Annotated in this window: 24 protein-coding genes and 1 pseudogene; 2 read left to right on the top strand and 23 right to left on the bottom strand. The window is 54.8% G+C overall.

Going from position 1 to position 22,413, the window contains the following annotated elements; genetic code table 11:
- Positions 1-2 precede the first annotated feature (2 nt).
- The 18 genes and pseudogenes from B5E84_RS07060 to B5E84_RS06975 form a co-directional block, all read right to left on the bottom strand.
- Entirely contained in the window at positions 3-284 is a 282-nt protein-coding gene (locus B5E84_RS07060) for a hypothetical protein (protein ID WP_002588923.1), read from the bottom strand.
- Positions 281-2,380 carry a type IA DNA topoisomerase gene (locus B5E84_RS07055; RefSeq protein WP_002588924.1) on the bottom strand — a complete coding sequence of 700 codons (2,100 nt, stop codon included), beginning with the start codon at positions 2,378-2,380 and terminating at the stop codon, positions 281-283. The genes B5E84_RS07060 and B5E84_RS07055 overlap by 4 nt, the downstream gene beginning before the upstream one ends.
- Positions 2,361-2,579 carry a hypothetical protein gene (locus B5E84_RS21535; RefSeq protein ID WP_038270835.1) on the bottom strand — a complete coding sequence of 73 codons (219 nt, stop codon included), beginning with the start codon at positions 2,577-2,579 and terminating at the stop codon, positions 2,361-2,363. Before B5E84_RS21535 ends, B5E84_RS07055 begins: the two co-directional genes overlap by 20 nt.
- Positions 2,576-3,349 carry a DUF4366 domain-containing protein gene (locus tag B5E84_RS07045; RefSeq protein ID WP_002588925.1) on the bottom strand — a complete coding sequence of 258 codons (774 nt, stop codon included), beginning with the start codon at positions 3,347-3,349 and terminating at the stop codon, positions 2,576-2,578. Before B5E84_RS07045 ends, B5E84_RS21535 begins: the two co-directional genes overlap by 4 nt.
- Positions 3,339-3,596: a DUF4315 family protein gene (locus tag B5E84_RS07040; RefSeq protein WP_002588926.1), complete on the bottom strand. Its 258-nt coding sequence runs from the start codon at positions 3,594-3,596 to the stop codon at positions 3,339-3,341. Before B5E84_RS07040 ends, B5E84_RS07045 begins: the two co-directional genes overlap by 11 nt.
- Before the next feature lie 30 nt (positions 3,597-3,626).
- On the bottom strand, positions 3,627-5,363 hold the full coding sequence (locus tag B5E84_RS07035; RefSeq protein WP_002588927.1) for a CD1108 family mobile element protein: 1,737 nt from the start codon (positions 5,361-5,363) through the stop codon (positions 3,627-3,629).
- Entirely contained in the window at positions 5,356-5,730 is a 375-nt protein-coding gene (locus tag B5E84_RS07030; RefSeq protein WP_033126285.1) for a DUF3851 family protein, read from the bottom strand. Before B5E84_RS07030 ends, B5E84_RS07035 begins: the two co-directional genes overlap by 8 nt.
- Complete coding sequence (locus tag B5E84_RS07025) at positions 5,727-8,108, bottom strand: VirB4-like conjugal transfer ATPase, CD1110 family (protein ID WP_002578788.1); 2,382 nt, start codon at positions 8,106-8,108, stop codon at positions 5,727-5,729. Before B5E84_RS07025 ends, B5E84_RS07030 begins: the two co-directional genes overlap by 4 nt.
- Positions 8,109-8,118: 10 nt before the next feature.
- Positions 8,119-8,541 (bottom strand): PrgI family protein, encoded by a 423-nt coding sequence (locus B5E84_RS07020; RefSeq protein ID WP_002578789.1) that lies wholly within the window; start codon positions 8,539-8,541, stop codon positions 8,119-8,121.
- A gap of 20 nt (positions 8,542-8,561) precedes the next feature.
- Positions 8,562-9,431: a VirB6/TrbL-like conjugal transfer protein, CD1112 family gene (locus B5E84_RS07015; RefSeq protein ID WP_002578790.1), complete on the bottom strand. Its 870-nt coding sequence runs from the start codon at positions 9,429-9,431 to the stop codon at positions 8,562-8,564.
- 83 nt (positions 9,432-9,514) lie between these two features.
- Positions 9,515-9,613: pseudogene (locus tag B5E84_RS21040) on the bottom strand (Maff2 family mobile element protein); the annotation flags it as partial.
- A gap of 86 nt (positions 9,614-9,699) precedes the next feature.
- Complete coding sequence (locus B5E84_RS07005) at positions 9,700-11,319, bottom strand: recombinase family protein (RefSeq protein WP_069988280.1); 1,620 nt, start codon at positions 11,317-11,319, stop codon at positions 9,700-9,702.
- A gap of 111 nt (positions 11,320-11,430) precedes the next feature.
- Complete coding sequence (locus B5E84_RS07000) at positions 11,431-11,619, bottom strand: transposon-encoded TnpW family protein (RefSeq protein WP_066522963.1); 189 nt, start codon at positions 11,617-11,619, stop codon at positions 11,431-11,433.
- 14 nt (positions 11,620-11,633) lie between these two features.
- Positions 11,634-12,476, bottom strand: a complete 843-nt coding sequence (locus B5E84_RS06995) for an ATP-binding protein (protein ID WP_087221213.1) — start codon at positions 12,474-12,476, stop codon at positions 11,634-11,636.
- Positions 12,473-13,231: a phage replisome organizer N-terminal domain-containing protein gene (locus tag B5E84_RS06990; RefSeq protein WP_072854084.1), complete on the bottom strand. Its 759-nt coding sequence runs from the start codon at positions 13,229-13,231 to the stop codon at positions 12,473-12,475. Before B5E84_RS06990 ends, B5E84_RS06995 begins: the two co-directional genes overlap by 4 nt.
- A gap of 112 nt (positions 13,232-13,343) precedes the next feature.
- Positions 13,344-13,730 carry a cysteine-rich VLP domain-containing protein gene (locus tag B5E84_RS06985; protein ID WP_087221211.1) on the bottom strand — a complete coding sequence of 129 codons (387 nt, stop codon included), beginning with the start codon at positions 13,728-13,730 and terminating at the stop codon, positions 13,344-13,346.
- Positions 13,720-15,336, bottom strand: a complete 1,617-nt coding sequence (locus B5E84_RS06980) for a relaxase/mobilization nuclease domain-containing protein (RefSeq protein WP_087221296.1) — start codon at positions 15,334-15,336, stop codon at positions 13,720-13,722. The genes B5E84_RS06985 and B5E84_RS06980 overlap by 11 nt, the downstream gene beginning before the upstream one ends.
- On the bottom strand, positions 15,308-15,706 hold the full coding sequence (locus tag B5E84_RS06975; protein WP_087221209.1) for a plasmid mobilization protein: 399 nt from the start codon (positions 15,704-15,706) through the stop codon (positions 15,308-15,310). Before B5E84_RS06975 ends, B5E84_RS06980 begins: the two co-directional genes overlap by 29 nt.
- A gap of 287 nt (positions 15,707-15,993) precedes the next feature.
- On the opposite strand from B5E84_RS06975, the gene B5E84_RS06970 reads away from it, so the two are divergent.
- Entirely contained in the window at positions 15,994-16,365 is a 372-nt protein-coding gene (locus B5E84_RS06970) for a hypothetical protein (protein ID WP_087221206.1), read from the top strand.
- A gap of 27 nt (positions 16,366-16,392) precedes the next feature.
- Here B5E84_RS06970 and B5E84_RS06965 read toward each other — a convergent pair whose 3' ends face one another.
- The 4 genes from B5E84_RS06965 to B5E84_RS06950 all read right to left on the bottom strand — a co-directional run bounded on the left by B5E84_RS06965 (position 16,393) and on the right by B5E84_RS06950 (position 18,755).
- A complete protein-coding gene (locus B5E84_RS06965) occupies positions 16,393-17,100 on the bottom strand; it encodes a hypothetical protein (protein WP_087221203.1) in 708 nt (235 codons plus the stop codon).
- A 161-nt stretch (positions 17,101-17,261) separates the two neighbouring features.
- A complete protein-coding gene (locus B5E84_RS06960) occupies positions 17,262-17,780 on the bottom strand; it encodes a hypothetical protein (RefSeq protein WP_087221200.1) in 519 nt (172 codons plus the stop codon).
- A 39-nt stretch (positions 17,781-17,819) separates the two neighbouring features.
- On the bottom strand, positions 17,820-18,476 hold the full coding sequence (locus B5E84_RS06955; protein WP_087221197.1) for an ankyrin repeat domain-containing protein: 657 nt from the start codon (positions 18,474-18,476) through the stop codon (positions 17,820-17,822).
- 138 nt (positions 18,477-18,614) lie between these two features.
- A complete protein-coding gene (locus tag B5E84_RS06950) occupies positions 18,615-18,755 on the bottom strand; it encodes a Maff2 family mobile element protein (RefSeq protein ID WP_087173337.1) in 141 nt (46 codons plus the stop codon).
- A 471-nt stretch (positions 18,756-19,226) separates the two neighbouring features.
- Here B5E84_RS06950 and B5E84_RS06945 point away from each other — a divergent pair, with 471 nt between their 5' ends.
- Positions 19,227-20,435 carry an IS110-like element ISEnfa110 family transposase gene (locus tag B5E84_RS06945; protein ID WP_002382856.1) on the top strand — a complete coding sequence of 403 codons (1,209 nt, stop codon included), beginning with the start codon at positions 19,227-19,229 and terminating at the stop codon, positions 20,433-20,435.
- Positions 20,436-20,581: 146 nt separating this feature from the next.
- Here the strand turns inward: B5E84_RS06945 and B5E84_RS06940 are convergent, their stop codons facing one another.
- On the bottom strand, positions 20,582-22,411 hold the full coding sequence (locus B5E84_RS06940; RefSeq protein ID WP_026649524.1) for a VirD4-like conjugal transfer protein, CD1115 family: 1,830 nt from the start codon (positions 22,409-22,411) through the stop codon (positions 20,582-20,584).
- Positions 22,412-22,413: the final 2 nt, after the last annotated feature.

Here is a 22,413-nt window from a genome sequence, read left to right as displayed (position 1 = left end):
GCTTACTCATTGCCTTTCTTGGGGGTGGGCGGCCTGTATCCGGCAGCCTTGGCCAGTTCACTGGCTGCCTTACGGCGCTCGGCGCTGTAAGGTTCCCGGACGGACACACAGCGTTTGGGAACGAGAAAGGTCTGGCGGTCCTTTTTCACAATCTGGTCCGGGTATTTCTCTGCCAGTCGCCGCAGCTTCTCCAGCAGCCGGGGGTCATGGGTATAGACCTCGGCGGTGGCTTCGGCCTGGTTGTAGAGGATGATGGTTTCCTGTTCATAGCGTGAGAGCTTCATCGTTTGCCACCTTTCTGCTGGTCAAACTCCAGCTTGAAGTTGGCGTACTGCCCATCATCCGCCAACACCACAGTGGCATCGTAGGTCTTGCCGGTTTTCTCGGAGTACAAGCCCCTCACATGAGCGCGGCCATCTTTGAGCAGTGCCGTTACGATGGCTTTGGTAGGTTGCTTGTGCTTCATCTCCCACCACTTGTTGTTTTTCCAAATTGCAAATTTGCAAGATTCTGTCTGACAGAAGAAGCCTTTTTGCATTTCTGCAACCTCTCCGCCACAGCGGGGGCATTTGCCCACCACTTCGTGGGAAGGGCTGAACAAATACTCCGTTCCCTTGATAGCTTGATAGGTTCCCACAAGTTCTTTGAGCATGGCACTAATCCCAGCCATGAAATCCTCCGGGGCCAGCTCGCCACGCTCGATCTCACCCAGCCGGTACTCCCACTCAGCAGTCAGAAGGGGCGATTGCAGCTGCTCCGGCAACACGGTGATAAGGGATACCGCGTCATGGGATGGCATGAGCTGCACGGTTTTCTTGCTCTTTTTGCGCTCCAAAAAGCCGGTGGAAACCAGCTTTTCCAGAATCCCGGCGCGGGTGGCCGGGGTCCCCAGGCCCTTGCGCTCGGCATCCTCCGGCATATCGTCCTTCCCGGCAGTCTCCATTGCGGAGAGTAGCGTATCTTCGGTGAAGTGCTTGGGCGGGGTGGTCTTGCCCTCCTTGACGGTAGCACCAGAAAGGGGCAGCGTCTGACCTTCAGACAGCTCAGGCAGAGCCTTGTCCTCGGGTTCTTTGTCCTGCTCCACATTCTTCAGCCCTGCGCGATAGGCAGCGTCCAGCGCCCGCCAGCCGTAATTTTTCACTGTGCGGCCTTTGGCAGTAAACTCCGCTCCGGCGCACTCGACAACAACGGCGGTTTCCGCAAAGGTATAGGGCTGGGCCACGGCGCACAGCAGGCGCAGAGCCACCAACTCCAGCACCGCCTTTTCGCCCACCGGCAGGCCGGACAGGTCCGCGCCCTGGAGGTTGCGGGTAGGGATCACTGCATGATGGTCGGTCACTTTCTTGTCGTTGACAATCTGGGCGGCATTGCAGGCAATCTCCATGCCATTGGAAAAGGGCATCGCCCCGGCAGTGAGCTGGACCAGCTCCGGTAGACTCGCCGCCATATCCGAAGTCAGATAGCGGCTGTCCGTCCGAGGGTAGGTACAGAGCTTCTTTTCATACAAATTTTGCAGGTAGTCCAGGGTTTGCTGGGCGGTGAACCCCAGCAGCCGGTTGGCGTCCCGTTGGAGGGTGGTCAGGTCATAGAGGGCGGGCGGCTTCTCGGATTTGTTTTTGCGCCCCACTTTTTTCACTGTGGCAGCCGCACCTTGGCAGGCCGTTTTCAGCTGTTGGGCGGCAGCCTTGTCTGCCATGCGCTCCCCGGAAACGGTGAAACCGGGCAGCTCCAGTGTGACCGTGTAGAATGGCACCGGCTTGAAGGTGTCGATCTCGGCTTCTCGCTGGACAATGAGGGCCAGCGTCGGGGACATGACACGTCCGATGTTGAGGGTCCGGTGGTACAGCACGGAAAACAGCCGGGTGGCATTGATACCCACCAGCCAGTCCGCTTTGGCGCGGCAGAGGGCCGCATCCCGCAGGCCGTCATAGTCTGCACCGGGGCGCAGGTTTGCAAAGCCCTCCCGGATGGCGGAATCCTCCATTGAGGAAATCCAGAGCCGCTTCATGGGCTTCTGGCAGCCCGCCAGCTCATAGACGCTGCGGAAGATCAGCTCCCCCTCGCGTCCGGCGTCGCAGGCGTTTACCACTTCGGTCACATCCGGGGCGTTCATCAGCTGCTTCAGCACATCAAACTGTTTCTTCTTGTCCTTGCTCACCACCATCTGCCAGGGTTCCGGCAGAATGGGCAGATCGTCATAGCGCCACTTGGCGTAGTCCGGGTTATAAGCGTCGGCGTCGGCCAGACCAGCCAGATGGCCCACACACCAGCTGACCCGCCAGCCGCCGCCCTCCAGATAGCCGTCCTTGCGGGCGGTGGCCCCAATCACGGCGGCCAGACTTTGGGCAACGGACGGTTTCTCAGCGATCACCAGCTTCATGGTTTTTCATCCTCCTTTCCCGCAGCCATGCGGTCAGCTGCCGGTGGCAGAATCCCACGCAGGGCTGACCGTCACGGTAATTTCCGCAGCCATAACAGGGGTGGCCGGGAGATAAAGTAGGAGGACGGGAAGTTTCCTTCCCGCCCTCCGGCCTGCGTGTCATCATGCGTTCATAGGGGCTGTCGGTGAAGCGGGTCAAACCGTCTTGTCCTCGCTTTCCTCGTCGCCGCCCCCGTCAGCGTCCGGCTCGTCAGATTCCTCGGTCTCCCAGGAGTCCTCGTCCTCCTGATCGGTATCATCCTCGCCGTAGTCATAATCGTCCAAATTGTCGTTGCCCTTGGTCTTGGGTCTGCTTTTTACCAGCTTAAAGTAGGCAAAAGCGCCGCCGCCACCCATCAGAGCCAGCACCGCCAAAAGAATGGCCGGATTCAGTCCTGCGGGTTTCTGCGCCGGTTCTTCCGGTTCCGGGGTTTCTTCCGGGGTCTCCGGTTCCGGCTCCTTACCCGTGCAGGCGCTCATATTGGTGGCACACACCGGGCAGGCCGTATTCACCGCACCGGCCACACATTTCTCCGTACAGGTACAGGTGGCGGGCTGCTCCTGGGTGGTCTGACCGTCCTCCATCAGCGCCATCAGGTCCGCCTCGTCCACCTGGTTTAAGAAGTGGACAGCGGTTTCCTTGTCCTCGTTGGCCCGGTCAATGAGGATGTAGAAGTAGTTGCCTGCCTTGGTGGTGACGGTGATGAGCTGCTTGTTGTCGCCGAAATCATCCACCAGGGCGGCGTTGCCATCCGGGGTCAGGGCCGGACTGTCCTCGGTTTCCTCCACGACCACATTGCTGTCGTTGGTGGCATCCTCCGCCGGAAGTTCTTCCGTTCCCTGGGCAAAGGCAGTCACGGAAAGGCCCATCATCAGCACCAGGGCGGCGCAGAGGGCCGAAAGGGTTTTGAAAATTTTCTTATTCTTCATGGTCGGTATCCTCCTGTTCGTTGTAGTTGGCGGAGGCAGCGGCCATGCCAGGGACCGTACCACCGGAGAGCATGGCGTTCAGCTGCTCCGGGGTCAGCCGCAGGGCGCGCACCATCTGAACGATTTCCAGGTTCTCCGCCTCGGTTTTCTGCGCCTCCAGGGTTTTCAGCTTGTCCTGGTACTCCGCGATCTTCTCGCGGACCTTGGCAATCTCCTGGTCAATGCGCTGGATTTTGTTCTTAGCCATTTCAATCACTCCTTTTCTCATAAATCGGCCTTACCAGTTCATCAGGCCGTAGCCCTTGATGCACTCGTAGGACAGGGAATAACTCTTGATCTTGCAGGCGTCGCCAGAATTGCCCTCCACGGTGTAGACCCGGCTGCCGTCTGTGCCGACCACAAGGCCCACATGGTCGGCGCTGCCATCCAGGTCCCAGTCAAAGAAGATGGCGTCGCCGGGGGCGATATTGGCGTAATCACGCCCGCCCCATTGTCCGTGAGACTGGAACCACGGAATACCCTGGGACTGGCAGGCGGCAAAGCGCGGCTCGGACAGCCCCATCTGGCCGTAGCACCAGGACACGAAGCAGGCGCACCATTCCACACGGGAATTGAAGCCGTACCAGCTCCAGTAGGGCTGACCGCCCACATTGCCCACCTGACTTTTGGCTATGTCCACCACGGCCTGATTGCCGGGGCGGGTGCCGTTGACGAATACCACGCCGGTCAGGTCCTCGGAGTTGCTCGTATCCGGGGAGCCGCCGCCGAAGATCAGCGGCTTGTTGCCCAGCGTCTGCCGGTACACCTGGTACATTTCCAGCTGTTCCGGGGTTAGCAGCTCCGAAGCCACGGAAGATATGGGCTTGCTGGTGAGCTTCACATTCAGAATGTAATACTCATACGGGACTTCCTCGGTGGTCGTCTCGCCGGTCACGGGGTCCGTGGAAGTTTCGGTGCGGTATCGTATCTCCACTTCCTCGGTAAGCGTCAGTTCATACTGTGCGTCGAACACGCGCTCCAGCTCGGCCTGGGCGCTCTGCCGGGTATAGCCTTGCAGCACGGCGGACAGGTAGGCTGCCAGCTCATGGGGGTCATGCCCGATCATATCCAGGTCATAGCGGTACTCGTCATACCCCGGATGGCTGCTTTCGATGTTGTCGATCTCGGCTTGCAGCGCCGTTTCTTTGGCAGCGTAGTCGGCCTCCACCGCCACCAGCTCAGGATCATCCGACGGGTAGGTGGTGCCGGACACCACGGAACCGATACTCTGCGCCATCATGGAGCAGGAGGACATGGTGTTGAGCAGCATACAGACCAGCAGGAAGATCGCACCCGCAATCAAAAAGCCCTTTTTGTGGCGCATGACAAACGCGCCCGCTTGCTGGGCTTTCTCCTTGACCGCCTTGGCCGCCATGCCGGTGGCCTCCGCAGTCTTGGCGGTGTTCCCGACAGCTTGACCGGCGCGCTTGGCGGCAGCGTATTCCTTTTTGATGGCCTGTTTCTGCTGCCAGCGGGAGATGGGGTTGCTGGCAAGCTGGGGATTTTCCCGCAGGGACTTCTGATACAAGGCGTTCACATTGGCCTTCTCCAGCTTCTGCTCGGCCTGGGCCGCCTTGCGGTAGGGCTTCAACTTGTGGCTGCGGTAGCCTTCCCGTGCAAGCCTAACGCCGGTCTCGGCAGCCTCCTCGGACTTGTGGGCGCTCTCCACGCCCACATTGTCCTGTTCGGTCTCCCGGATTTCCTTGTGGAGCTTCCCCAGAGCGGCATTGGCGGGGGTATCCCGCACCGCATGGGACAATTTGGAGGGCGGCTTCTTCTTGTCCTCCAGCACCAGCTTGGTGGTCACTTTGCCGGTCTCCGGGTCCACCGTCTTTTGCCGGACCTGCTTTTTGGGGATTTTGGCCTGCGCCTTGTCTGCTTTGGCGGCGGCCTTGTCCGCCTTACGGATGGGCTTCTCCAGAGCCGGGTCAGCCCGTTCCTCGTCCGTAAAGCGCAGGCGCGGTTCCTTATTCAAACCATTCCCCCAACATGAGGGAGGCCGTCATGTAGCGCAGCTCCACATAGACGGCCAGCCCCACAGGGTCACGGGAGGGGTGCTGAAGCAGATGGGCGTAGATCTGCGCCACCACATTGGCCAGCAGCTCGGACTGCCCGCCCTCGAAGATGACGATGGCCGGGACGCCGTTCATGGCGCACCAGATTTCCGTCAGGCGCAGCAGGCCCGCTTCGCCGTCCTCGTTCAGCTCCGCAGCCTGATCCGCCGCCGTGCGGGTCTCGCTGACGGCATCGGCCAGCTCGGTGAGCAGCTGGGTGCGCTCACCCTCCAGGGCATCGTCAAAAAACATCATGGTATTCAGTTCGGTGTTGGGTTTCATGGTCATTCATCCTCCTTTTTCAGTTCCTGGGGTTTGGTGGTCATAATGCGGTACAGCTCGGTGTTCTTGGGGAAATGGTCCACGAAAGGCAGGATCGTGGAGCCATAGAACAGCAGGCCCTCGCCCTCGCTGGAGTGGGTCACATAGGAAAGCTGGTGAGGGGAAATGCCCAGCTGCTTGGCGAGAATCTGCCGGTCCCCGCCCGCCTGGTTGAGCATATACACGAAGTCGGAGTTCTCAAAGATGTTCTCCACCTCGCGGGAAGAAAGCAAGTCTTTGACATTCTGCGTGATGCCGGTGGGGATGCCGCCCCATTTTCTGAACCGCTTCCAAATCTCCACCGTGTAGGCGGCGGTCTGTTCCTCTTTCAGCAGCAGGTGCATCTCGTCGATGTAGTAACGGGTGGATTTGTGGGCAGCACGGTTGATGGTAACGCGGTTCCACACTTGGTCCTGGACCACCAGCATACCGATCTTTTTCAGCTGCTTGCCCAGCTCCTTGATGTCGTAGCAGACGATACGGTTGTTGATGTCCACATTGCTCTGATGGTTAAACACATTGAGGGAGCCGGTCACATAGATTTCCAGCGCCGTGGCGATGTACTGCGCCTCTTTCTCGTCCTGCGCCCGCAGCAGGTTGTAGAGGTCCTCCAGGATGGGCATATTCTCCGGGCGGGGGTCATTGAGATAGTCCTGATACACCAGCCGCACACAGCGGTCAATGATGGTTTTCTGAACCGGCTGCAAGCCCTCTTTGCCGCCTACGATCAGCTCGCACAGAGACAGGATGAAGTCGGACTTGAGAGACAGCGGACTTTCATCGTCCGAGTAGTCCAGGTTCAAATCCATAGGGTTAATGTAATTGCTGCTGGTGGGCGAAATCTTGATGACCTGCCCATGCAGGCGCTCCACCAAGGGCGCGTACTCGGCCTCCGGGTCGCAGATAATGATGTCATCATTGGTGAGCAGGAAACAGTTGGCGATCTCGCGCTTGGCGCTGAAGGACTTGCCGGAACCAGGGGTGCCGAGAATCAGTCCATTGGGGTTTTTCAGCAGCTTGCGGTCCACCATGATGAGGTTGTTGGACAGGGCGTTGATACCGTAGTACAGCGCCTCTTTGCCGTTCTGGAAAAGCTCCTGGGTGGTGAACGGAACAAAGATAGCCGTGGAACTGGTGGTCAGCCCCCGCTGAATCTCGATCTGATTGAGGCCCAAGGGCAGCGCAGACATCAGCCCTTCTTCCTGCTGGAAGTCAAGCCTTGTCAGCTGGCAGTTGTACTTCTGTGCGATGGAACTGGCCTGGAACACATTGTTGCCCAGCTGCCGGGGATTGTCCGCCGTGTTCAGCACCAGGAAGGTCACAAGGAACATTCGCTCGTTTCGGCTCTGCAAATCCTGCAAGAGCTTCTTGGCCTCGGCACCGTAGGTGGCAAGGTCGGAGGGAATGATGTCCATGTCATATCCGGCGCGGACGGCTTTTTTCTGTTCCTCAATTTTGGATTTATCCAGGTCGGTGATTTTCCGCTTGACCGTCTTGATGGCCTTGATCTGATCTACGGACTGGATATGCAGGCTGACGATCAGAGAGCTTTCCATATCCAGAAAATCCGCCAGCATCCGGTCATTCAGCTCCGGGGCGAGGATCTGCAAAAAAGAAACAGCCCCGTATTTTTTACCCATACGGAACTGTTTGCCGGTGCGGAACTCGAAGCCGGACGGCGCGATGAAATCCTTGGTGGACAGACCGGACGGAGCCAGCCAGTCCCATTCAAAGCGGAACGGCACCTGTTCATCCATGTGGAAAATGCCGTGAAGCTGTGCCAGCCGCGCCTTGCCGTCCAGGGTCTCGGCGGCCACGCCCAGGCGTTTGAAGTTGTTGAGAATGTCGGTCTCAATGCGCTCCAGACGGGGCTTGGCGGCCTTGAGGCTGTCGGCGTCGATGCCGAAAGTCAGGTACTTGGTCTTGATAAGACCGTTGTTGCCTCTTGCCAGCTGGTTTTGCAGCATGGTGGTGTACTCCACCCGGATGCTGTCAAAATCATCCCCCTGGAGAGGAATGTTGATGGCGCGGGCAAAGGTCTCCTCAGAGGCTGCCAGGTTCAAAAAGGACAGCTGGAACTGAATGGAGCTGTCGAAGTAGTTGAGGAAATCGCACCAGCCCTCGAAGATCGCTGTCTTGTCCTCGTTCTGCGAGAGCTGATAGTTGATGTCCTGGAATTGGATGGTCTTTGTGTAGCGGCTGCCTGCCACACGGCAGATGCCGTCCGGCCACATCCGTTCATAGGGGATACTGTCCTGAGCCGATTTTTTCTTTTTGTCTGTGCGATTGGCACGGGCAATGGCAGCCTCGATCTGCTTTCTGTCGGCGCGGGACAGCTTTTTCATCTTTTTCTGATTAACCGGCTGCGCGGTCTTTTCGTCTTTTCCGAACAGCCGGTGCAGCCAGCTTTTGATTACCGTGAACAATGTCATACACCTCCTTGTCGAGTTTTTCCTGCCGTTCCAAAACGGCATAGAAGTTGTTGGTCTGATACGGGCGCTCCTTGGGCCGGATGACGGCCACCTTGATGATATTGCCCACGATCTTTTCCAGGGGCTGACCGTGTTTTTCATACATCGCCAGCATGAAGAAGGGCAGCATGACCAGCATCATACACATGGCAGCCACGCTGTTTCCCACAGGCCCCCGGAGCAGGAAGAAAAGCGGTACGCCGATCAGCGCACCGCCGCCGAAGCAGACAAGCTGCCTCTTGGTTAAGTTGAACGCGACCTTGGTTTTGACTTTCGTAAGATCCTTGGGTACAGGTACATAAGCCAAAGGGATTACCTCCTTCCTGGTTAATGTGCATTGAAAACGGATTTTGCGAGGCTGCCGGTCTTAAAGAGCGTAAAGCACAACAGGACCGTATAGCCCACGCAGCTCCAGATGGCCATAATGATGTCGGATTCGGTGGCAATACTCTGCACCAGCACGGCGTAGATCGCCACACAGACGATGATGAGAAATGCCTGGAAGCCCAGGGCGATCAACGAGCGCAGATAGTTCTGGCCCATACCGCCCCATTCCTTGCCCATCATGGTGGCCATAGGGATGGGAGCCACCGAGGTCACAAGGTAAATCTCAATCATACGGCCATAAATCACGATAAAGATACAAATGTAAAGCGCCCACATGGTAATGCCGATAAAGAGCGACTGGAACCACAGGCCGAACAGCGGCCCCAGGTCCATATCCATCAGCCGGGACTCCATATCGGTCATGACAGAGGAGATGTCGATGGAAGCGTCGGAACCGATGATGCCCGCCGCCTGCGCCACCACACTTTGAGCTGCGTCAAACACGCCCATCACGATGTTCCAGGTGTTTGAGACGATGAGGATGGCAGCGGCAGATTTGAACACCCATTTGAAGATCATCCAGGTGTCCACATCATGCAGGTTGTTCTTGTCGGTAATCATCTGAATCAGCTCCAGCGTCATCACGATAGCCAGGATCACGCCAGCAATCGGCACCATGATGGAGTTGGAGAGATTTTGGATCATGCTGAAAATACTCCCGTTCCAGCCCTGAGGGGTCTGGCCCACCTGTGTCGCAATGTCTGCGACCTGCTGGTTCACGCTATCGAACATCCCCGATAAGTTGCTCATAATGCCGCCTACCAACATTTCCTTGAGCCAGTCAGTAAGGGCATCGAGTAAGAAATCCATACGGTGTCAACCTCCTTTCAGCCGCCCCCGCTTGGGGGCAGGGGCGGCAAGGATTTCTTATGACAGCTTAACGACGGGAGCGATCAGACGGTGAACAGGCTGGAGAGCAGGGGTACGAGGACCATGCCGACCACGGCGACGCCAGCGCCAGCCATGAGCTGCTTCATGCCCTGGGACTTTGCTTATGTGCGATAAAGAAGTAATAGAAGTGCAAAAAATTTTGCCGTTCCTATCCGGCACTTGGCCATTGTGTCGGATAGGTCGGGCGTTAGGCTTCGGGCAAGTCAATCTTGCCGACAAAGCTGTAATAAATCTCAATGTCCTGCCTGCGGATGCCGTTCTCGTCATAGCTGCACTCATGCACGACGATTTTCTCAATCATCTCCCGCAAGAGGGTGGGGGTCAATTCCTCAAAGGCAAGGTGCTTTCGGACGATACCCATAAACTTTTCCGCATTGACGGTGGCGGCCTGCGACTTGGAAAGTTCCTCCTGCAAAGCGGCGGCGCGGTCTTTCAGTTCCCGCTGTTCCTGCTCATAGTCTGCCGACAGTTCCATGAAACGCTCGTCGCTGATTTTGCCGTTCACATTGTCCTCATACAGCCGCTTGATAATGCGGCTCACTTCGGAAATGCGCTCCTGCGCCTGTTCAAGCTGCTTGGTGGCTGCGGCGGTCTTTCTCTTGCCGCCGATCTCGTTCTGCTGGATAAGCAGCTTCACAAAGCGGCTCTCATGCTTGGCGGCATATTCCGTCACTTGCCGGAGATTGGAGAGGACACCGGCGGTCAACAGGTCGGTGCGGATAAAGTGCGCCGTACAGTCACGGGTGCGCTTCTTGTAGCTGCCGCAGATGTAACAGTCCTGCTTACGGGTCTTGTTCTGATACCGCTGCTGGTACATCACATGGCCGCAGTCGGCGCAGAACAGCATACCGGAGAACAGCCCCACTTCATCATAGCGGTTCGGGCGTTTGCGCTGCTTGCGTAACTCCTGCACGCGCTCCCATGTTTCCCGGTCTATGATAGGCTCATGGTGGTTCTCAAAAATGGCCTGCTTCTCGATGGGGTTCTCTACGCTGTGCTTGGTCTTGTAAGAGGGCTTCTCCGTCTTGAAGTTTACCAGACAGCCGGTGTACTCCCGGTTTTCCAACAGGTGGACAACGGTATTTGTCGCCCATTTGCACTCATAGCCGGGGTGGTAGCGGCGGGTGCTGCCCGTCCTGCGGTATTCCAGCGTCCCCGGCGTGGGGATTTGCTGCTCCGTAAGCATACGGGCAATCTTGGTCGGGCCGTTCCCGGCAAGGCAAAGCTGGTATATCTGCCGGACTACCGGCGCGGTTTCCTCGTCAACGATATAATTCTCGTCCTCGTCCATGAGGTAGCCGTACACCGGCTTGCTGGTAACGGGCTTGCCGCTCATGCCTTTTGCTCTCTTAACTGCCTTGATTTTCTTGCTCGTATCTCTCACCAGCCATTCGTTGAACAGATTTCGCAGAGGGGTAAAATCGTTGTCCATGCCGCCGTTTGCGCTGTCCACATTGTCGTTGACAGCGATAAAACGCACGCCCTTTTGAGGGAACAGCATTTCCGTGTAAAACCCTACCTGCAAGTAGTTTCGCCCTAACCGGCTCATGTCCTTGACGATAACTGTACCCACTTTCCCAGCTTCAATGTCTGCAAGCATGGCTTGAAAACCGGGCCTTTGAAAGTTCGCGCCGGAATAGCCGTCGTCGGTGTACCAGCGCAGGTTGGTAAAGCCATTCTGTTTTGCAAAGGCTTCGAGTATCCTTTTTTGATTCGATATGGAATTACTCTCACCTTGCAATTCGTCCTCATGGGACAATCTCGGATAAAGGGCGGTAATGAGGTTTTGGGTGGCTTGTCTTAACATAAAATCCTCCGTTTCCGACAGCCAGCCCCACTATTCCGTGGTTTCATTGTACCACGGAATAGGGCTGGTTGTATAGCGGCAAAAGTGTCAAATCTGCTTCTTTACAGCTTGTCAAATCGCCGGTTTTTGTGTAGCAGCGGCTTCCGCTTCCAGTACCCGCGCCATTTTGTCGGCGGCGGTGGTGGTCGTGTCTTTCTTGAAATAGCCGGACACGACAAGGACGGAATTGCCCATGCGGATTTCCGTCACGCAGTCGGGGCGGCGGGCGGTGCGGGTGTCGGGCTGCTTGTTATCTGCCATAGGCAATACTCCTTTCAGTCGGTAATCAGTTTCTTCATGCTCTCCATTTTCCGCTGCGCGGTTTCCTGCCGGAAATTCTCGCCGGTAAAACGTACCGGGACGCACATGGAAAGCAGCCGGTCATAAATCCGGGAATGGGCGGTGTCCTCCGGGTTGTGCAGGCCGTCCAGCGTGAGGTTGGTCGTGACGATCAGCGGCTTGCCGCTGCGGTAACGGCTGTCAATCACATGGAAAACCTGCTCCAGCCCGTATTCCGTTCCGCGCTCCATGCCGAAATCGTCAAGGATAAGCAGCGGATAGCGGCAAAGGCGGGAAATGTACTCGTTGCGCCCCTCAAAGCTGGCGGCAAGGTCATTGAGGATAAGGGCAAAGTTCGTCATGTGGACGGGGATTTCTTTCTCCATGAGGGCGTTTGCGATACAGCCCGCAAGGTAGCTTTTCCCGGTTCCCACGCCGCCCCAGAACAGGCAGCCGATATTGTCGGTTCGCATATCCTCCCAATGCTCCACATACCGGCGGGCAATCCCGGTCTGCGGGTTCCTGCCGTTGTCGTTCTCAAAAGTCCAGTCCCGCATGGTGGGGTCGGTAAAGCCCCGGCGTTTCAGTTCCTCCACGGTGTCAAGGTGCCTGCGCCGCTTCTCGGCGGCCTCCCGTTCCTCGCGGGCGGCTCTCTGGCAGTCGCACTCTGCCGGGTGGCGGTCACGGCCAAAGACAGCGGCCTTATCCGGCGCAAAATAGGCTTCTTTCGGCTTGCGGCACTTGCCGCAGTACAGTAAACCGTCCTCGCCGGTGTAGTCCTCCGGCTCCGGGGTGGTGGTCGTCATATTCTCCAAAACAGCGTTGATTTCGTTCTTCATAAACTCTCGCCCTCCTTGCATGAGTAGTCTGGTATGCCCTTTTTCGGGGCTTTCCTGGCTGCGTCCTCCTGCGCCCATTTGTAGATTGTGGCGGCATGGCTGCGGTATCGCTTGCCGCTGGACGCGATATGGCAGGATAGCCGGTCAATGTAGTAGTTCCACTTGTCGGGCAGGTCTGCTTTCAGCCCGTCCAGTTCTGATTGCGAAAGAAAGACATTTTCATACCGGCCATAGGCGGCGCGGGCGGGTTGTCCCGTATCTAACTCTCGCTCTCTCTCTTTTTCTATCTCTATCTCTTTCTCTATCTCTATCTCTGGTGGACAAATGTCCGCTTGATATGGTGGACATTTGTCCGCCCCGGCCTTTGGCAAGGCTTTCTGCTCCTGCAAAGCCAGCCTTGCCCGCCGTTTCCGCTCCCCCTCGGTAGAGGATTGGCCGATCAGCAGTTCAATGTTGCTCATATACAGCGCGCCGTTCTGTAACGGCTCCACAAGCCCCAGCTTCATAAAAATCTGCAAGGCTCGCTCTACGGTGCCGACCTGCTGACGGGTAATGGTGGCAATCATCTGTGCGGTGTAGGGGATATTTTCATCAAGCTGCAACTTCCCGCCGTTTTTCAGCGATTTCAGGTACAGTTTCAAGAGAATGTTGGAATAGAGGATACCGTCCTGCATACTTTCCAGCAGCACGATAGCGTCCTCGTCAAAGTAATTCTCTTTCAGCTTGAGGTAGTAGTATTTTCGGTTGTCTGACATGGTTCCTCCTTTGGGTGGATTTGGGGCGTTTGTACGCATTTAGAACGCTGTTTCCGGGGGAAAAGGATAAATGTATCGCACACCCTTTGACACCCACGAAAAAAGCCTTGATTTATGCGGGTTTGAAAGGCTCTAAAGCGTGACATTTATGCCTTTGTTTCCGCTTTCGTTCGGCGGCCTTGAGTTTCTTCATGCGCCCGGCGCAGTCGGGGCAGTATTTCCCCCGGTTGGATTTGGGGACAAAGGCCGCGCCGCAGACGGCGCACCGTTTCCGGCTCCCCCGGTACAAGAGGGCTGCGGCCAGTTCCTCGTCAAGGGGCAGAACAGCCACACGGAACCAGCGGCACATGAGGGAAAAGGAAATGCTCTGGACGCACACGCAAGGCTCCCCGTCGTCTAACAGCAGGCAGTTCCCCTCGTCGTAGTTACAGCACTCATGCACCAGCCGCCGCGCCCGCCGGTGCTGGCGGTAGTCCATGCGGGGCAGCTTATCGCTCATGGCTCTGCTCCTTTCTGCGGCGGGGTTCCTCCCGGCGCAAAATCTGGTCGATATTCCGCTTGACGGTCTGCAACTCCGTGTACCGCTGTTTCTGTTCGTGGTAGGTGTTATACAGGCCGGATTTCTTGGAAACAAGCTGCTCGATCTCGTCCTGCAACGCTTTTCGGGCGGGCAGCTTGGTAATGCCATGCTCCCGGAAGTACCGGGCGGCTGCGTCGGCTATAATAAAGTCGCTCTCATGCGCCTGCCGGTATGCGGCGCGGGCTTTCTCGGATTTCTGCGCTTTCAGCCCGTCGCGGGCGGGCTTGGTCTTGGCGTAAGCAAGTACCTGTTGCTGCAACTCCTTTTTCCCTTGCAGCTTGGTTTCCAGTGCTTTCAGTTCGCTGCTGGTCTGGCGCATTTCCTGATAGGCGGTATCAACGGCGGCTTCTAACTGCTCCGGGGAAGTGAAGCCGTATTCCTGATACACATTCAGCGTCGCGGCCATTTGTTTGAGGTTGTGCATGGTCGCCCAGCGTTCATAGCCCCGGCCTTTGCCCTCGGCTTTCTTCTGCTCAATGTCCACAAGCCGCTGTACATTCGGAGCGGTTTGAGGGGCTTTTGTGGGCTGTATGTCGGTTTTCCCATGCCGGGGATATTCGGGTATAGCCGCGGCCTTTTCTGCGGCTCTGGCGGCGTTCCGCTCCAAAACGGCAAGGACAGCGGCGCGGTCAAAATCGTCGCCCAGCTTGCGGGCGGTAATGGGCTTTGTCCTGTCCGGCGTGAGATAGGATAGCCGCCCCCGGCTCTCCTTAACGGTCACACCCTCCCGCAGCAGCAGAGAAGAAAACTCGTCAAAGCCGGTGGCGGTGGCAAGGGCTTCCCGTATGGTCTGCCGCAGCTTCTCCTTGTTCGTTTCAAACTTGGTCTGCCGGGGCGTGATACCGCCTGCAATCATGGGGGCGTTCTGCTTGTCCAGCGCGGCCTGTCCCTTTTTCTGCGCCCAATACTCCCGGTCTGTGACGCGGTTCTTGCTGCCGTTCAAGAGGTCGATTTGGTAAAGCCCCTCCCGGTGGCACATCTCCATGACTTCGGACTTGAAGTAGCGCAAGGCCGCGTCAGTACAGCGGTGCTTGCAACCGGCTTTCGTGTCGGCTGGCCTGTCCATGTAGGGCAGGAACGGCACTTCCTCTATCCGCAGGCTGTTAATGACGATATGCACATGAATGTTTCCGCTGTGGTTATGCCCGTCCGGGTGGGTGCATACAAGGGCTTGGTGGCCGGGGAAATGCTCGGCGCAAAACTTCTCGCCCAATGCCTGCGCCCGGTCTACGGTCAAGCCGTTGTCCGGGCCGTCCCGTGGGTCAAAGCTGATGATATAGTGGTGGCTTTTCACATCTTCCCGCCGCTGGTTCTTCCCGTAGCGGAGATTTGCCCGCATACACGCAACGGCAAAATCCTCCCCGCCGCAGTTCAGCGTGGACAGCCGGTAGTCCTCGCGGGGAATAAGCCTGCCGGTTTCATCAAGGACGGGCTTCATGGTAAACTCGTCATGCTCAAAAAGCAGGTATTGTTCGGCGGCTCCGTAGTCGGCATTTTTAGAGTTGATATGCTTGAGTGTTGCCAACCGCATCACCTACTTTCTGTAAGACTTCATACTTGAGGGCGGCAAGGTCGGCTATGGCGGCGCGTACCTCGCCGGACAACGCATTGTAGGGTGCGCCGTACTCGTTCAGATACCGGGCAATCTGGTTGAGGTTGCCGCCAATCCTGCCGTACTCGGCGGCCAGCTTCCCGACAGCGGAGAGCAGTTCGTCATTGACCGCCGACACATGGATAACGGGGCGTATGGCGGTGCGCCGTATCGCCTGCCGGAGAAATTCGGACTGGCTGATACCATAGGGCGCAAGCCGCGCAGTGAAGTCGGCGTATTCATCTTCGGACAGCCGGGTTTTCACAACACGGCTGCGGTGGGGCGTGTTGTATCGCTTCGGCATAGGCTATAAACCTCCTTTCACTTATCACAAAAAATAGGCTGGTCTGTTAGGTATTTCCGGGACAGTTCCCGCAAAAAAACGGCCTGCCGGACGGAAATATTTTTGCGGCGCAAGCCGCCATAGCAGGGTTTGGGGAAGGCACTCCCCAACAAGTTTCCCGCGAGGGGCAAAACCGCAGAATTGCGGATTTTGGCACCGTGGTAGAAACTTGCTCTGTAACTGCCGCAGACTGCCCCCGTCTGGTTCTTTCGCACATAGAACGGACAGGACAGGGCTTCCGACCCGCTATGGGCGGCTTTTTCCTTTCCGCTAAAGATACATTTCAAAGGCCGCCAGCTACCCGCTGGACTGGGATTTTTCAAAATTTCTTTTGCCTGAGTAATCCGGGAAACGGGATTTTGGCAACCGGCGGGGCAGAGAATTTTTCCTTTCACTCCCAACACCACCGCGTTTTGAAATTTGCCAAACGGGGCAGACAGCTTTTTTCCGGCTTCATCTACCTACTACGGGTGATTTTCGATTTTGCCAAATGGACAACAAAAAAAGCAGCAAATCTTTTCAGACTTACTGCTTTCGCTGGCCGCGCCGGTGGGCGGCTGGTATTCAGTTTTGAAAGTTCGGTTCAAGCTGGCCCGACAAATTACGGTTTTATCGCTTAGGCTTTGTAATGTTTTTAAGATATGATCTCACAAGGTAATTTCTTTCTTTAATTTCTTATATGAAGGTTTACTGGAGAAGAAATTCCTTCTGCGTTCAATCATATTGCACACCATTTTATATGCTGTTTCTTCGGATTCCAGTTCAGGACAAAGATGTTCAATACAATGATTGTACAATTCTTCATGCCATTCGATATACAGATCTCCTACATAAAAGGAGTCCTTGAGTATCTTTAAAAAACGATTAAAGTATTCTTTTCCTTCTTCAAAATCTCTTTTCAGAAAGCAAAGCATCGCCAATTCATATACTTCCCAAAAAACCCGATTTTCCGGTATGCTATTTAACTGACTTTTCATTTGTTCTTTTGCATAATCCATATTACGGAAAAGGCGGTACTCCCTCACTTTTTCCATAGCAGCCTCTGCAAAATCTTCCATCTTTTTCTCATAGGCAGCGTCATTGCCTCTATACGAAGCATATCCCGCTTTATCTACACGATAACCGATATTAAACGCCAGCGTTTCGTTTAAGCCTTTACTGGCTTCCCATAAGAAACTGATTCCGACATTCAGATATGAACCTCTGTCATATGCACTAGGCTGAAATTCTACCTGTATTACAAAATACCCATTATCATCAATCCACCTTCGTGAAGATCCCACTCTGAAAAGTCCTTCAGGGGCGAGTATTTTCTTAGCTGCTGCATTTATTATTTTATTATGCTGTTCTACCATCTTTCTCTCCCGTAATAATTCCCTCAAAAGTGGCAATTATATATAAGTTCCTTATCAAAATCCATTTAATTTGACCTCACCAATTTCAATTTGTCGTTTCATATATTCTCCCGTTTTACGGCGGATAACGTTTTCCATTCCCTGCAAGAAACCAAATTAGTTTACATTCCTTTGTGCCGTTTATAGAGCAGCAGCCCATTGACCGCAAGCCATACCAGCAGATAGGCCGCAGACACTCCGGCAATCGTCCAGTAGGTGCGCTTCTGTCGGGCTTCGTAGGTCTGCGCTGTTTCGTCTGCGTCGATGGTAATATAGTCGTCCTCGCCGGATATAGACAACACCCGCCGTTCTATCGGGTCGCCTGTTTTCAAAATATTCTGTGCGGTGCTTTCTACGGAGCCGGACTCATACTCGTATTGATAGCCGCTCCCGTCCTCTGACCGATAGCGCACGATGTAGACGGTCGTGGTGGGGTGGTTGCGCTTCTGCCGCCCGGTAGCGTGGTTCTCTCTCTGTACGGGATAAACTTCCTCCGGCACAAAAATGTGAACACCCATGTCCTCATAAGCTGACGCAGGCCGGATAGAGGACAGGTTCCGCAAGCTGAAATAAAGGCATAGCGCCGCCCCGATCAACAGCATGATCCCAACAGTAAAAGCGATAGGTTTTAGTTTTGCCATGCGCTTACCTCCGTTTCTTTTTCACTGATAAATCTTGAATTAGTGGAAGTACCCTTCAAGAACAATTCGAATAGGTTCTCTTATGTCAATATTATTTGTTCCGTACTGCTTTTCTTCAAAATAATGGACTTTATTTGATACACCCCAAAAATCTTGATCAAGCCATTCTTTCTTATCTGCACCATATTCGATAAGTAAATCAAGAATCTCTAATAATCTCTTTTGGGTTATTTCTTGTATATCTGGATACGCACTTTTGCGGCTTAAAATAAAATCTGCTTGGTTTACGGCCATACCGATTGGAAGTATTTCTGATGATGTTTTCCGATTAGGATTAGCTCCATATTCAAGCAATATTTTAATCAAATTCACATACTTTTCAGACTGCATGTATTGCTTATAACACAATGCAGAAAATGCGCCTATGATAGCATCGTGTAGGACAGGCATACAAACGCTATGAGGTGGAACAACTTCAGGGTTCTCCATGAAATCTGGGTCAGCCCCATTCTCAAGTAAAAACTCAATAATTTCGAATTCTCCACACTTAATTGCTACTTGTAGCGGTGATTGTCCAATATCTTTTTTGGGTGCTTTTCCAGTGTAGACCTCATTTACGGCTTTAATATTTTTTGATATTGTTGCCCGCACTGCGTTAAAATCGCTATGCCTTATATCCTTAAATAATTTATTCATTTTAATCTTCACCAATTCCCGTTTATTGCTTGTTATTTTATTTCATTTTAGCACTCTGAAAATAATATTTCTACCAGTCAATTATGAAATATTTTACGGAATAATGGGGTGGCTATCTGCTCTCTTGTTTGTGCTACTTTACGACACATGAGCATTCGCACCGGGGTTGTCGTTGCCGTAACCTTCCAGCAGGTTGATGACACCCCAGATGCCGAGACCAGCGCCCAGAGCGATAACGAGGGTCTGAAGAACGGTGATAGCCTGATTGAAAAATGCCATAAATTATAGTTAGCCGGAATCATTTGAAAAGTTTGATTTAGTCATTCATAGGCATACAAAAGCCGGAACAATCGGCACCCGGTTTCCGGGGCCTGATTCCGGCTGTCCTCCTTTTTTCATTATTTTTTGGTGATTGTCCGCTTTGTACGCCGATGGCCCCATCCGGGGCGGTTGAGGCGGGTAGATAAGATCACTCCTATTACAATAAATTTGGACAGGAAAGCCGGACAGCCAGTCCGGCTTTCCCTCCATCTCGTGCCTAAGCTACAATGAGAGGAGCAACTGGCTGACCAATCACTCCTTGGGCTTGTATGTCCGTGTGAAAGACTGTTAGCCATCCTCTCGTTGCAGCGTTCGATTTAAGCAGGTTGAACCACCGGATGTCGGAGAGTTCGTGTCACACAATAGATTGAATCGGCAGCGAGAAAAGATGGATTCCGGTTGCAGATTCTTTGTATTGGAGGAATGTGAATGAACTGCGTTGGCATCGATGTTTCCAAGGGTAAGAGCATGATTGCAGTCATGCGGCCCTTCGGAGAGGTAGTGGTTTCACCCTTTGAAGTACGTCACACCGCCAATGAACTGAGCGAGCTGGCAGGACTGCTCAAAAGCCTGGACGGCGAGACCCGTGTGGTGATGGAATCCACGGGTAATTACCATGCTCCGGTGGCCTGGCTGCTCCACGACGCGGGCCTTTATGTCTCGGTAGTCAATGCAATGCTGGTGCATGACTACGGAAACAACAGTTTAAGACGGGCCAAAACCGACAAAAAGGATGCCGTAAAGCTGGCCAACTACGGTCTTGACCACTGGCTCACATTGCCGAGATATATCCCGGAGGAGGATACCCGACTCATGCTGAAAATCTGCTACCGGCAGTACCAACAGTATTCCAAAGTTCAGACCATGCTGAAGAATAACCTGATCTCCCTGCTGGACACCACCTTCCCAGACGCAAATCGCTTGTTTACCAGTCCGCCCCGCGCCGATGGCAGCGAGAAGTGGGTGGACTTTGTCGCTACTTTTTGGCATTGCGAGTGCGTTTGTGGCCGGTCTGAGAAGGCCTTTACTACCCAATACCAGAAGTGGTGCAGAAAGCACGGCTACAATTTCAGCGAGGATAAGGCGCTGGATATTTATGCCTCTGCTTGCAGACACTTCGGTGTCATACCGAAAACGGATACGGCAAAACTTTTGGTAGAACAGGCCATTTCTCAACTCCAGACAACTTCTTCCGCGTTAGCTGCTCTCAAACAGGAGATGCAATCCCTGGCAGCTTCTCTGCCGGAGTATCCTGTAGTGATGGGGATGTTTGGTGTTGGCCCAACCCTCGGCCCTCAACTCCTGGCTGAAATTGGCGATGTACGCCGTTTTCATTCCAAAAAAGCGTTGGTTGCCTTTGCGGGTATTGACGCCCCGCCCTACCAATCCGGTCAAATAGATGTCCGTAGCCGTAGCATTTCCAAGCGAGGATCTGCCTCACTGCGCAGGACGCTCTTTCTGGTGATGAGCGTCATCCTGCAATGTGCTCCAATAGACGAGCCGGTGTACCAGTTCATGGACAAGAAACGCTCTGAAGGCAAGCCATATCGTGTCTACATGATGGCCTCTGCCAACAAGTTCCTGCGCATCTACTACGCTTCTGTGAAAGCCTACTTGGAATCCCTGGAGCACGACTGATTTTTACACTCTATACCATCTGGCTGGCCGCCGTTTTAATTTTGAGATGCTCAGCGGCTTGATTTTGTATTGCATTTTTTCGCCTCCCTAAAAATCTGAAATTTCTACTTGACTTTTATTAGCAGGTCTTTCACAGCGGAACAGATTTACACGCCCTCTGCGTCTACTTCATACACATCGTAGACCTCGTTGGGCTTGAGCTTGAGCCGGGTGGACAGGAACGCCTCGATGTCAAAGGCGTTCTTGGGGTCCGCGTCGGCGGTGTACGGGTAATTGGGGTGCTTGGTGATGTCGTACTTGTCCGAGAGGAAAGGCCGCACACCGCGCAGCTGGAGGATACACTTGCCGCCGTCCATGACGGCCAGTTCATCCTGGCTCATAAGCTCTTTGCCGAGCTTTTGGTAGTTAAGAGAATGGGATGTCTCGCGGCCCCGGCTCTCGCCGGTGTTGTAGGTGTCGATGGTCTCCTTGCCCAGCACGGCGGCCAGCTCCTTGAGGGTTGTCGGCTCTTTGCCGCCCAGGAAGATGGAGGTATCCATGTTGCCGATGATGGTATCGGCGTTGTCCTTGTAGATAGCTTTGAGCTGGGACTGTGCTTGCAGCACCAGGCAGGCGGAAATCTCACGGCTTCGGATGGTGGCAACCAGCTTTTCCAGCCGAGGGATCTGTCCAATATTGGCGGCCTCGTCAATGAGGCACCGCACATGGACCGGCAGCCGCCCGCCGTACACATCGTCCGCTTTTTCGCAGAGCAGATTGAACAGCTGGGTGTAGCACATGGAGATCAGGAAGTTAAAGCTATCGTCCGTGTCGCTCATAATCAAGAACAAGGCGGTTTTCCGGTCTCCCAGGGTATCCAGCTCCAGCTCGTCGTAGGCCGTGACCTCCCGCAGCTCCGCGATGTCGAACACGGCAAGGCGCGCACCGCAGGAAATCAGGATGGATTTTGCGGTTTTGCCCGCAGCCAGCTTGTACTTTTTGTACTGACGGACGGCGAAGTGGTTGGGCTTCTCTGCCTCCAGCGCGTCAAACATCAGGTCCACGGGGTTCTTGAACTCCTCGTCATCCTCCCGGACCTCCATCGCGTTGATGAACTCGATGAGGGTGGAGAAATTCTGTTCCTCCACCGGGGCCTCGTAGTGGATATACCCAATGAGGGCGCAGTACAAAAGCGTCTCGGCCTTAACCCAAAAATCGTCCCCGGCCTTGCCCTCGCCCTTGGTGTTGGCGATCAGCGTCGTGACCAGTTTCAAGATGTCCTTTTCGGAGTGGATGTAGGCAAAGGGATTATAGTGCATGGACTTCTTGAAGTTGATGGTATTGAGGACTTTGATCCGATAAGGCTCATAGATGTCCTTGCCGTGCTTATCCTTCATGGGCTTGCCGTCCTTGCCCAGCTTGGGTGTGCCGCGCTGAAGCATTTTGCCGCACTCCACCAGGATGGTGCCTTTTGGGTCTGTCACCACATAGGAGCTGTGCATCTGCATCAGGTTCGGTTTCAGCCAGAAGCGGGTCTTGCCGGAACCGGAGCCACCGATCACCAGCACATTTTTGTTTCTGGCGGTCTTGGGGTCCTTGGGGCGGCTGTTCATGGTCAGGCTCTCGGTTTTAGTCAGAATCACATTGTTCTGGAACACCGGGTCGATGTAGGGTGCGATGTCCTCATGGGTGCCCCAGCGGGCGCTGCCATACTCCATACCGTGCCGGTACTTCTTGGCGTTCTTGCTTTTGAGATACACGGCCAATCGCAGGCCAGCGCCGCAGCACAGCCCCACCAGCAGGTCCAAAGGGTGCAGGCTGGGCCACCAGCTGGCCAGCGCCACCGGCAGCGTGGAGAAGAACGAAAGCATTTTTGCCGAAGCGTCCGCACCCACGGCCATCCGCCATCCTTCACCGAAGTTGGTTGCGAACAGCCCCATCAGGATATAGGGCATATTCAGCAAAAGGAGCTTTTTGATGTCAAGTTGCTTTTTCATCT

Source organism: Lachnoclostridium sp. An14 (assembly GCF_002160755.1).
In the GTDB taxonomy this organism is placed as follows: domain Bacteria; phylum Bacillota; class Clostridia; order Lachnospirales; family Lachnospiraceae; genus Lachnoclostridium_A.
This window is presented reverse-complemented; position numbering and strand designations above follow the sequence as displayed.

What these genes read in the sequence shown, in the direction of transcription:
- B5E84_RS06985 (WP_087221211.1), bottom strand. Translation starts at nt 13,730, where the DNA reads ATGAGCGATAAGCTGCCCCGCATGGACTACCGCCAGCACCGGCGGGCG.
- B5E84_RS06945 (WP_002382856.1), top strand. Translation starts at nt 19,227, where the DNA reads ATGAACTGCGTTGGCATCGATGTTTCCAAGGGTAAGAGCATGATTGCA.
- B5E84_RS06950 (WP_087173337.1), bottom strand. Translation starts at nt 18,755, where the DNA reads ATGGCATTTTTCAATCAGGCTATCACCGTTCTTCAGACCCTCGTTATC.
- B5E84_RS07055 (WP_002588924.1), bottom strand. Translation starts at nt 2,380, where the DNA reads ATGAAGCTGGTGATCGCTGAGAAACCGTCCGTTGCCCAAAGTCTGGCC.
- B5E84_RS07005 (WP_069988280.1), bottom strand. Translation starts at nt 11,319, where the DNA reads ATGTTAAGACAAGCCACCCAAAACCTCATTACCGCCCTTTATCCGAGA.
- B5E84_RS07040 (WP_002588926.1), bottom strand. Translation starts at nt 3,596, where the DNA reads ATGGCTAAGAACAAAATCCAGCGCATTGACCAGGAGATTGCCAAGGTC.
- B5E84_RS07060 (WP_002588923.1), bottom strand. Translation starts at nt 284, where the DNA reads ATGAAGCTCTCACGCTATGAACAGGAAACCATCATCCTCTACAACCAG.
- B5E84_RS06975 (WP_087221209.1), bottom strand. Translation starts at nt 15,706, where the DNA reads ATGCCGAAGCGATACAACACGCCCCACCGCAGCCGTGTTGTGAAAACC.
- B5E84_RS07025 (WP_002578788.1), bottom strand. Translation starts at nt 8,108, where the DNA reads ATGAAAAAGCTGTCCCGCGCCGACAGAAAGCAGATCGAGGCTGCCATT.
- B5E84_RS07030 (WP_033126285.1), bottom strand. Translation starts at nt 5,730, where the DNA reads ATGACCATGAAACCCAACACCGAACTGAATACCATGATGTTTTTTGAC.
- B5E84_RS06990 (WP_072854084.1), bottom strand. Translation starts at nt 13,231, where the DNA reads ATGTCAGACAACCGAAAATACTACTACCTCAAGCTGAAAGAGAATTAC.
- B5E84_RS06970 (WP_087221206.1), top strand. Translation starts at nt 15,994, where the DNA reads ATGGGCGGCTTTTTCCTTTCCGCTAAAGATACATTTCAAAGGCCGCCA.
- B5E84_RS06965 (WP_087221203.1), bottom strand. Translation starts at nt 17,100, where the DNA reads ATGGTAGAACAGCATAATAAAATAATAAATGCAGCAGCTAAGAAAATA.
- B5E84_RS07015 (WP_002578790.1), bottom strand. Translation starts at nt 9,431, where the DNA reads ATGGATTTCTTACTCGATGCCCTTACTGACTGGCTCAAGGAAATGTTG.
- B5E84_RS06955 (WP_087221197.1), bottom strand. Translation starts at nt 18,476, where the DNA reads ATGAATAAATTATTTAAGGATATAAGGCATAGCGATTTTAACGCAGTG.
- B5E84_RS06940 (WP_026649524.1), bottom strand. Translation starts at nt 22,411, where the DNA reads ATGAAAAAGCAACTTGACATCAAAAAGCTCCTTTTGCTGAATATGCCC.
- B5E84_RS06995 (WP_087221213.1), bottom strand. Translation starts at nt 12,476, where the DNA reads ATGAAGAACGAAATCAACGCTGTTTTGGAGAATATGACGACCACCACC.
- B5E84_RS07045 (WP_002588925.1), bottom strand. Translation starts at nt 3,349, where the DNA reads ATGAAGAATAAGAAAATTTTCAAAACCCTTTCGGCCCTCTGCGCCGCC.
- B5E84_RS07000 (WP_066522963.1), bottom strand. Translation starts at nt 11,619, where the DNA reads ATGGCAGATAACAAGCAGCCCGACACCCGCACCGCCCGCCGCCCCGAC.
- B5E84_RS06960 (WP_087221200.1), bottom strand. Translation starts at nt 17,780, where the DNA reads ATGGCAAAACTAAAACCTATCGCTTTTACTGTTGGGATCATGCTGTTG.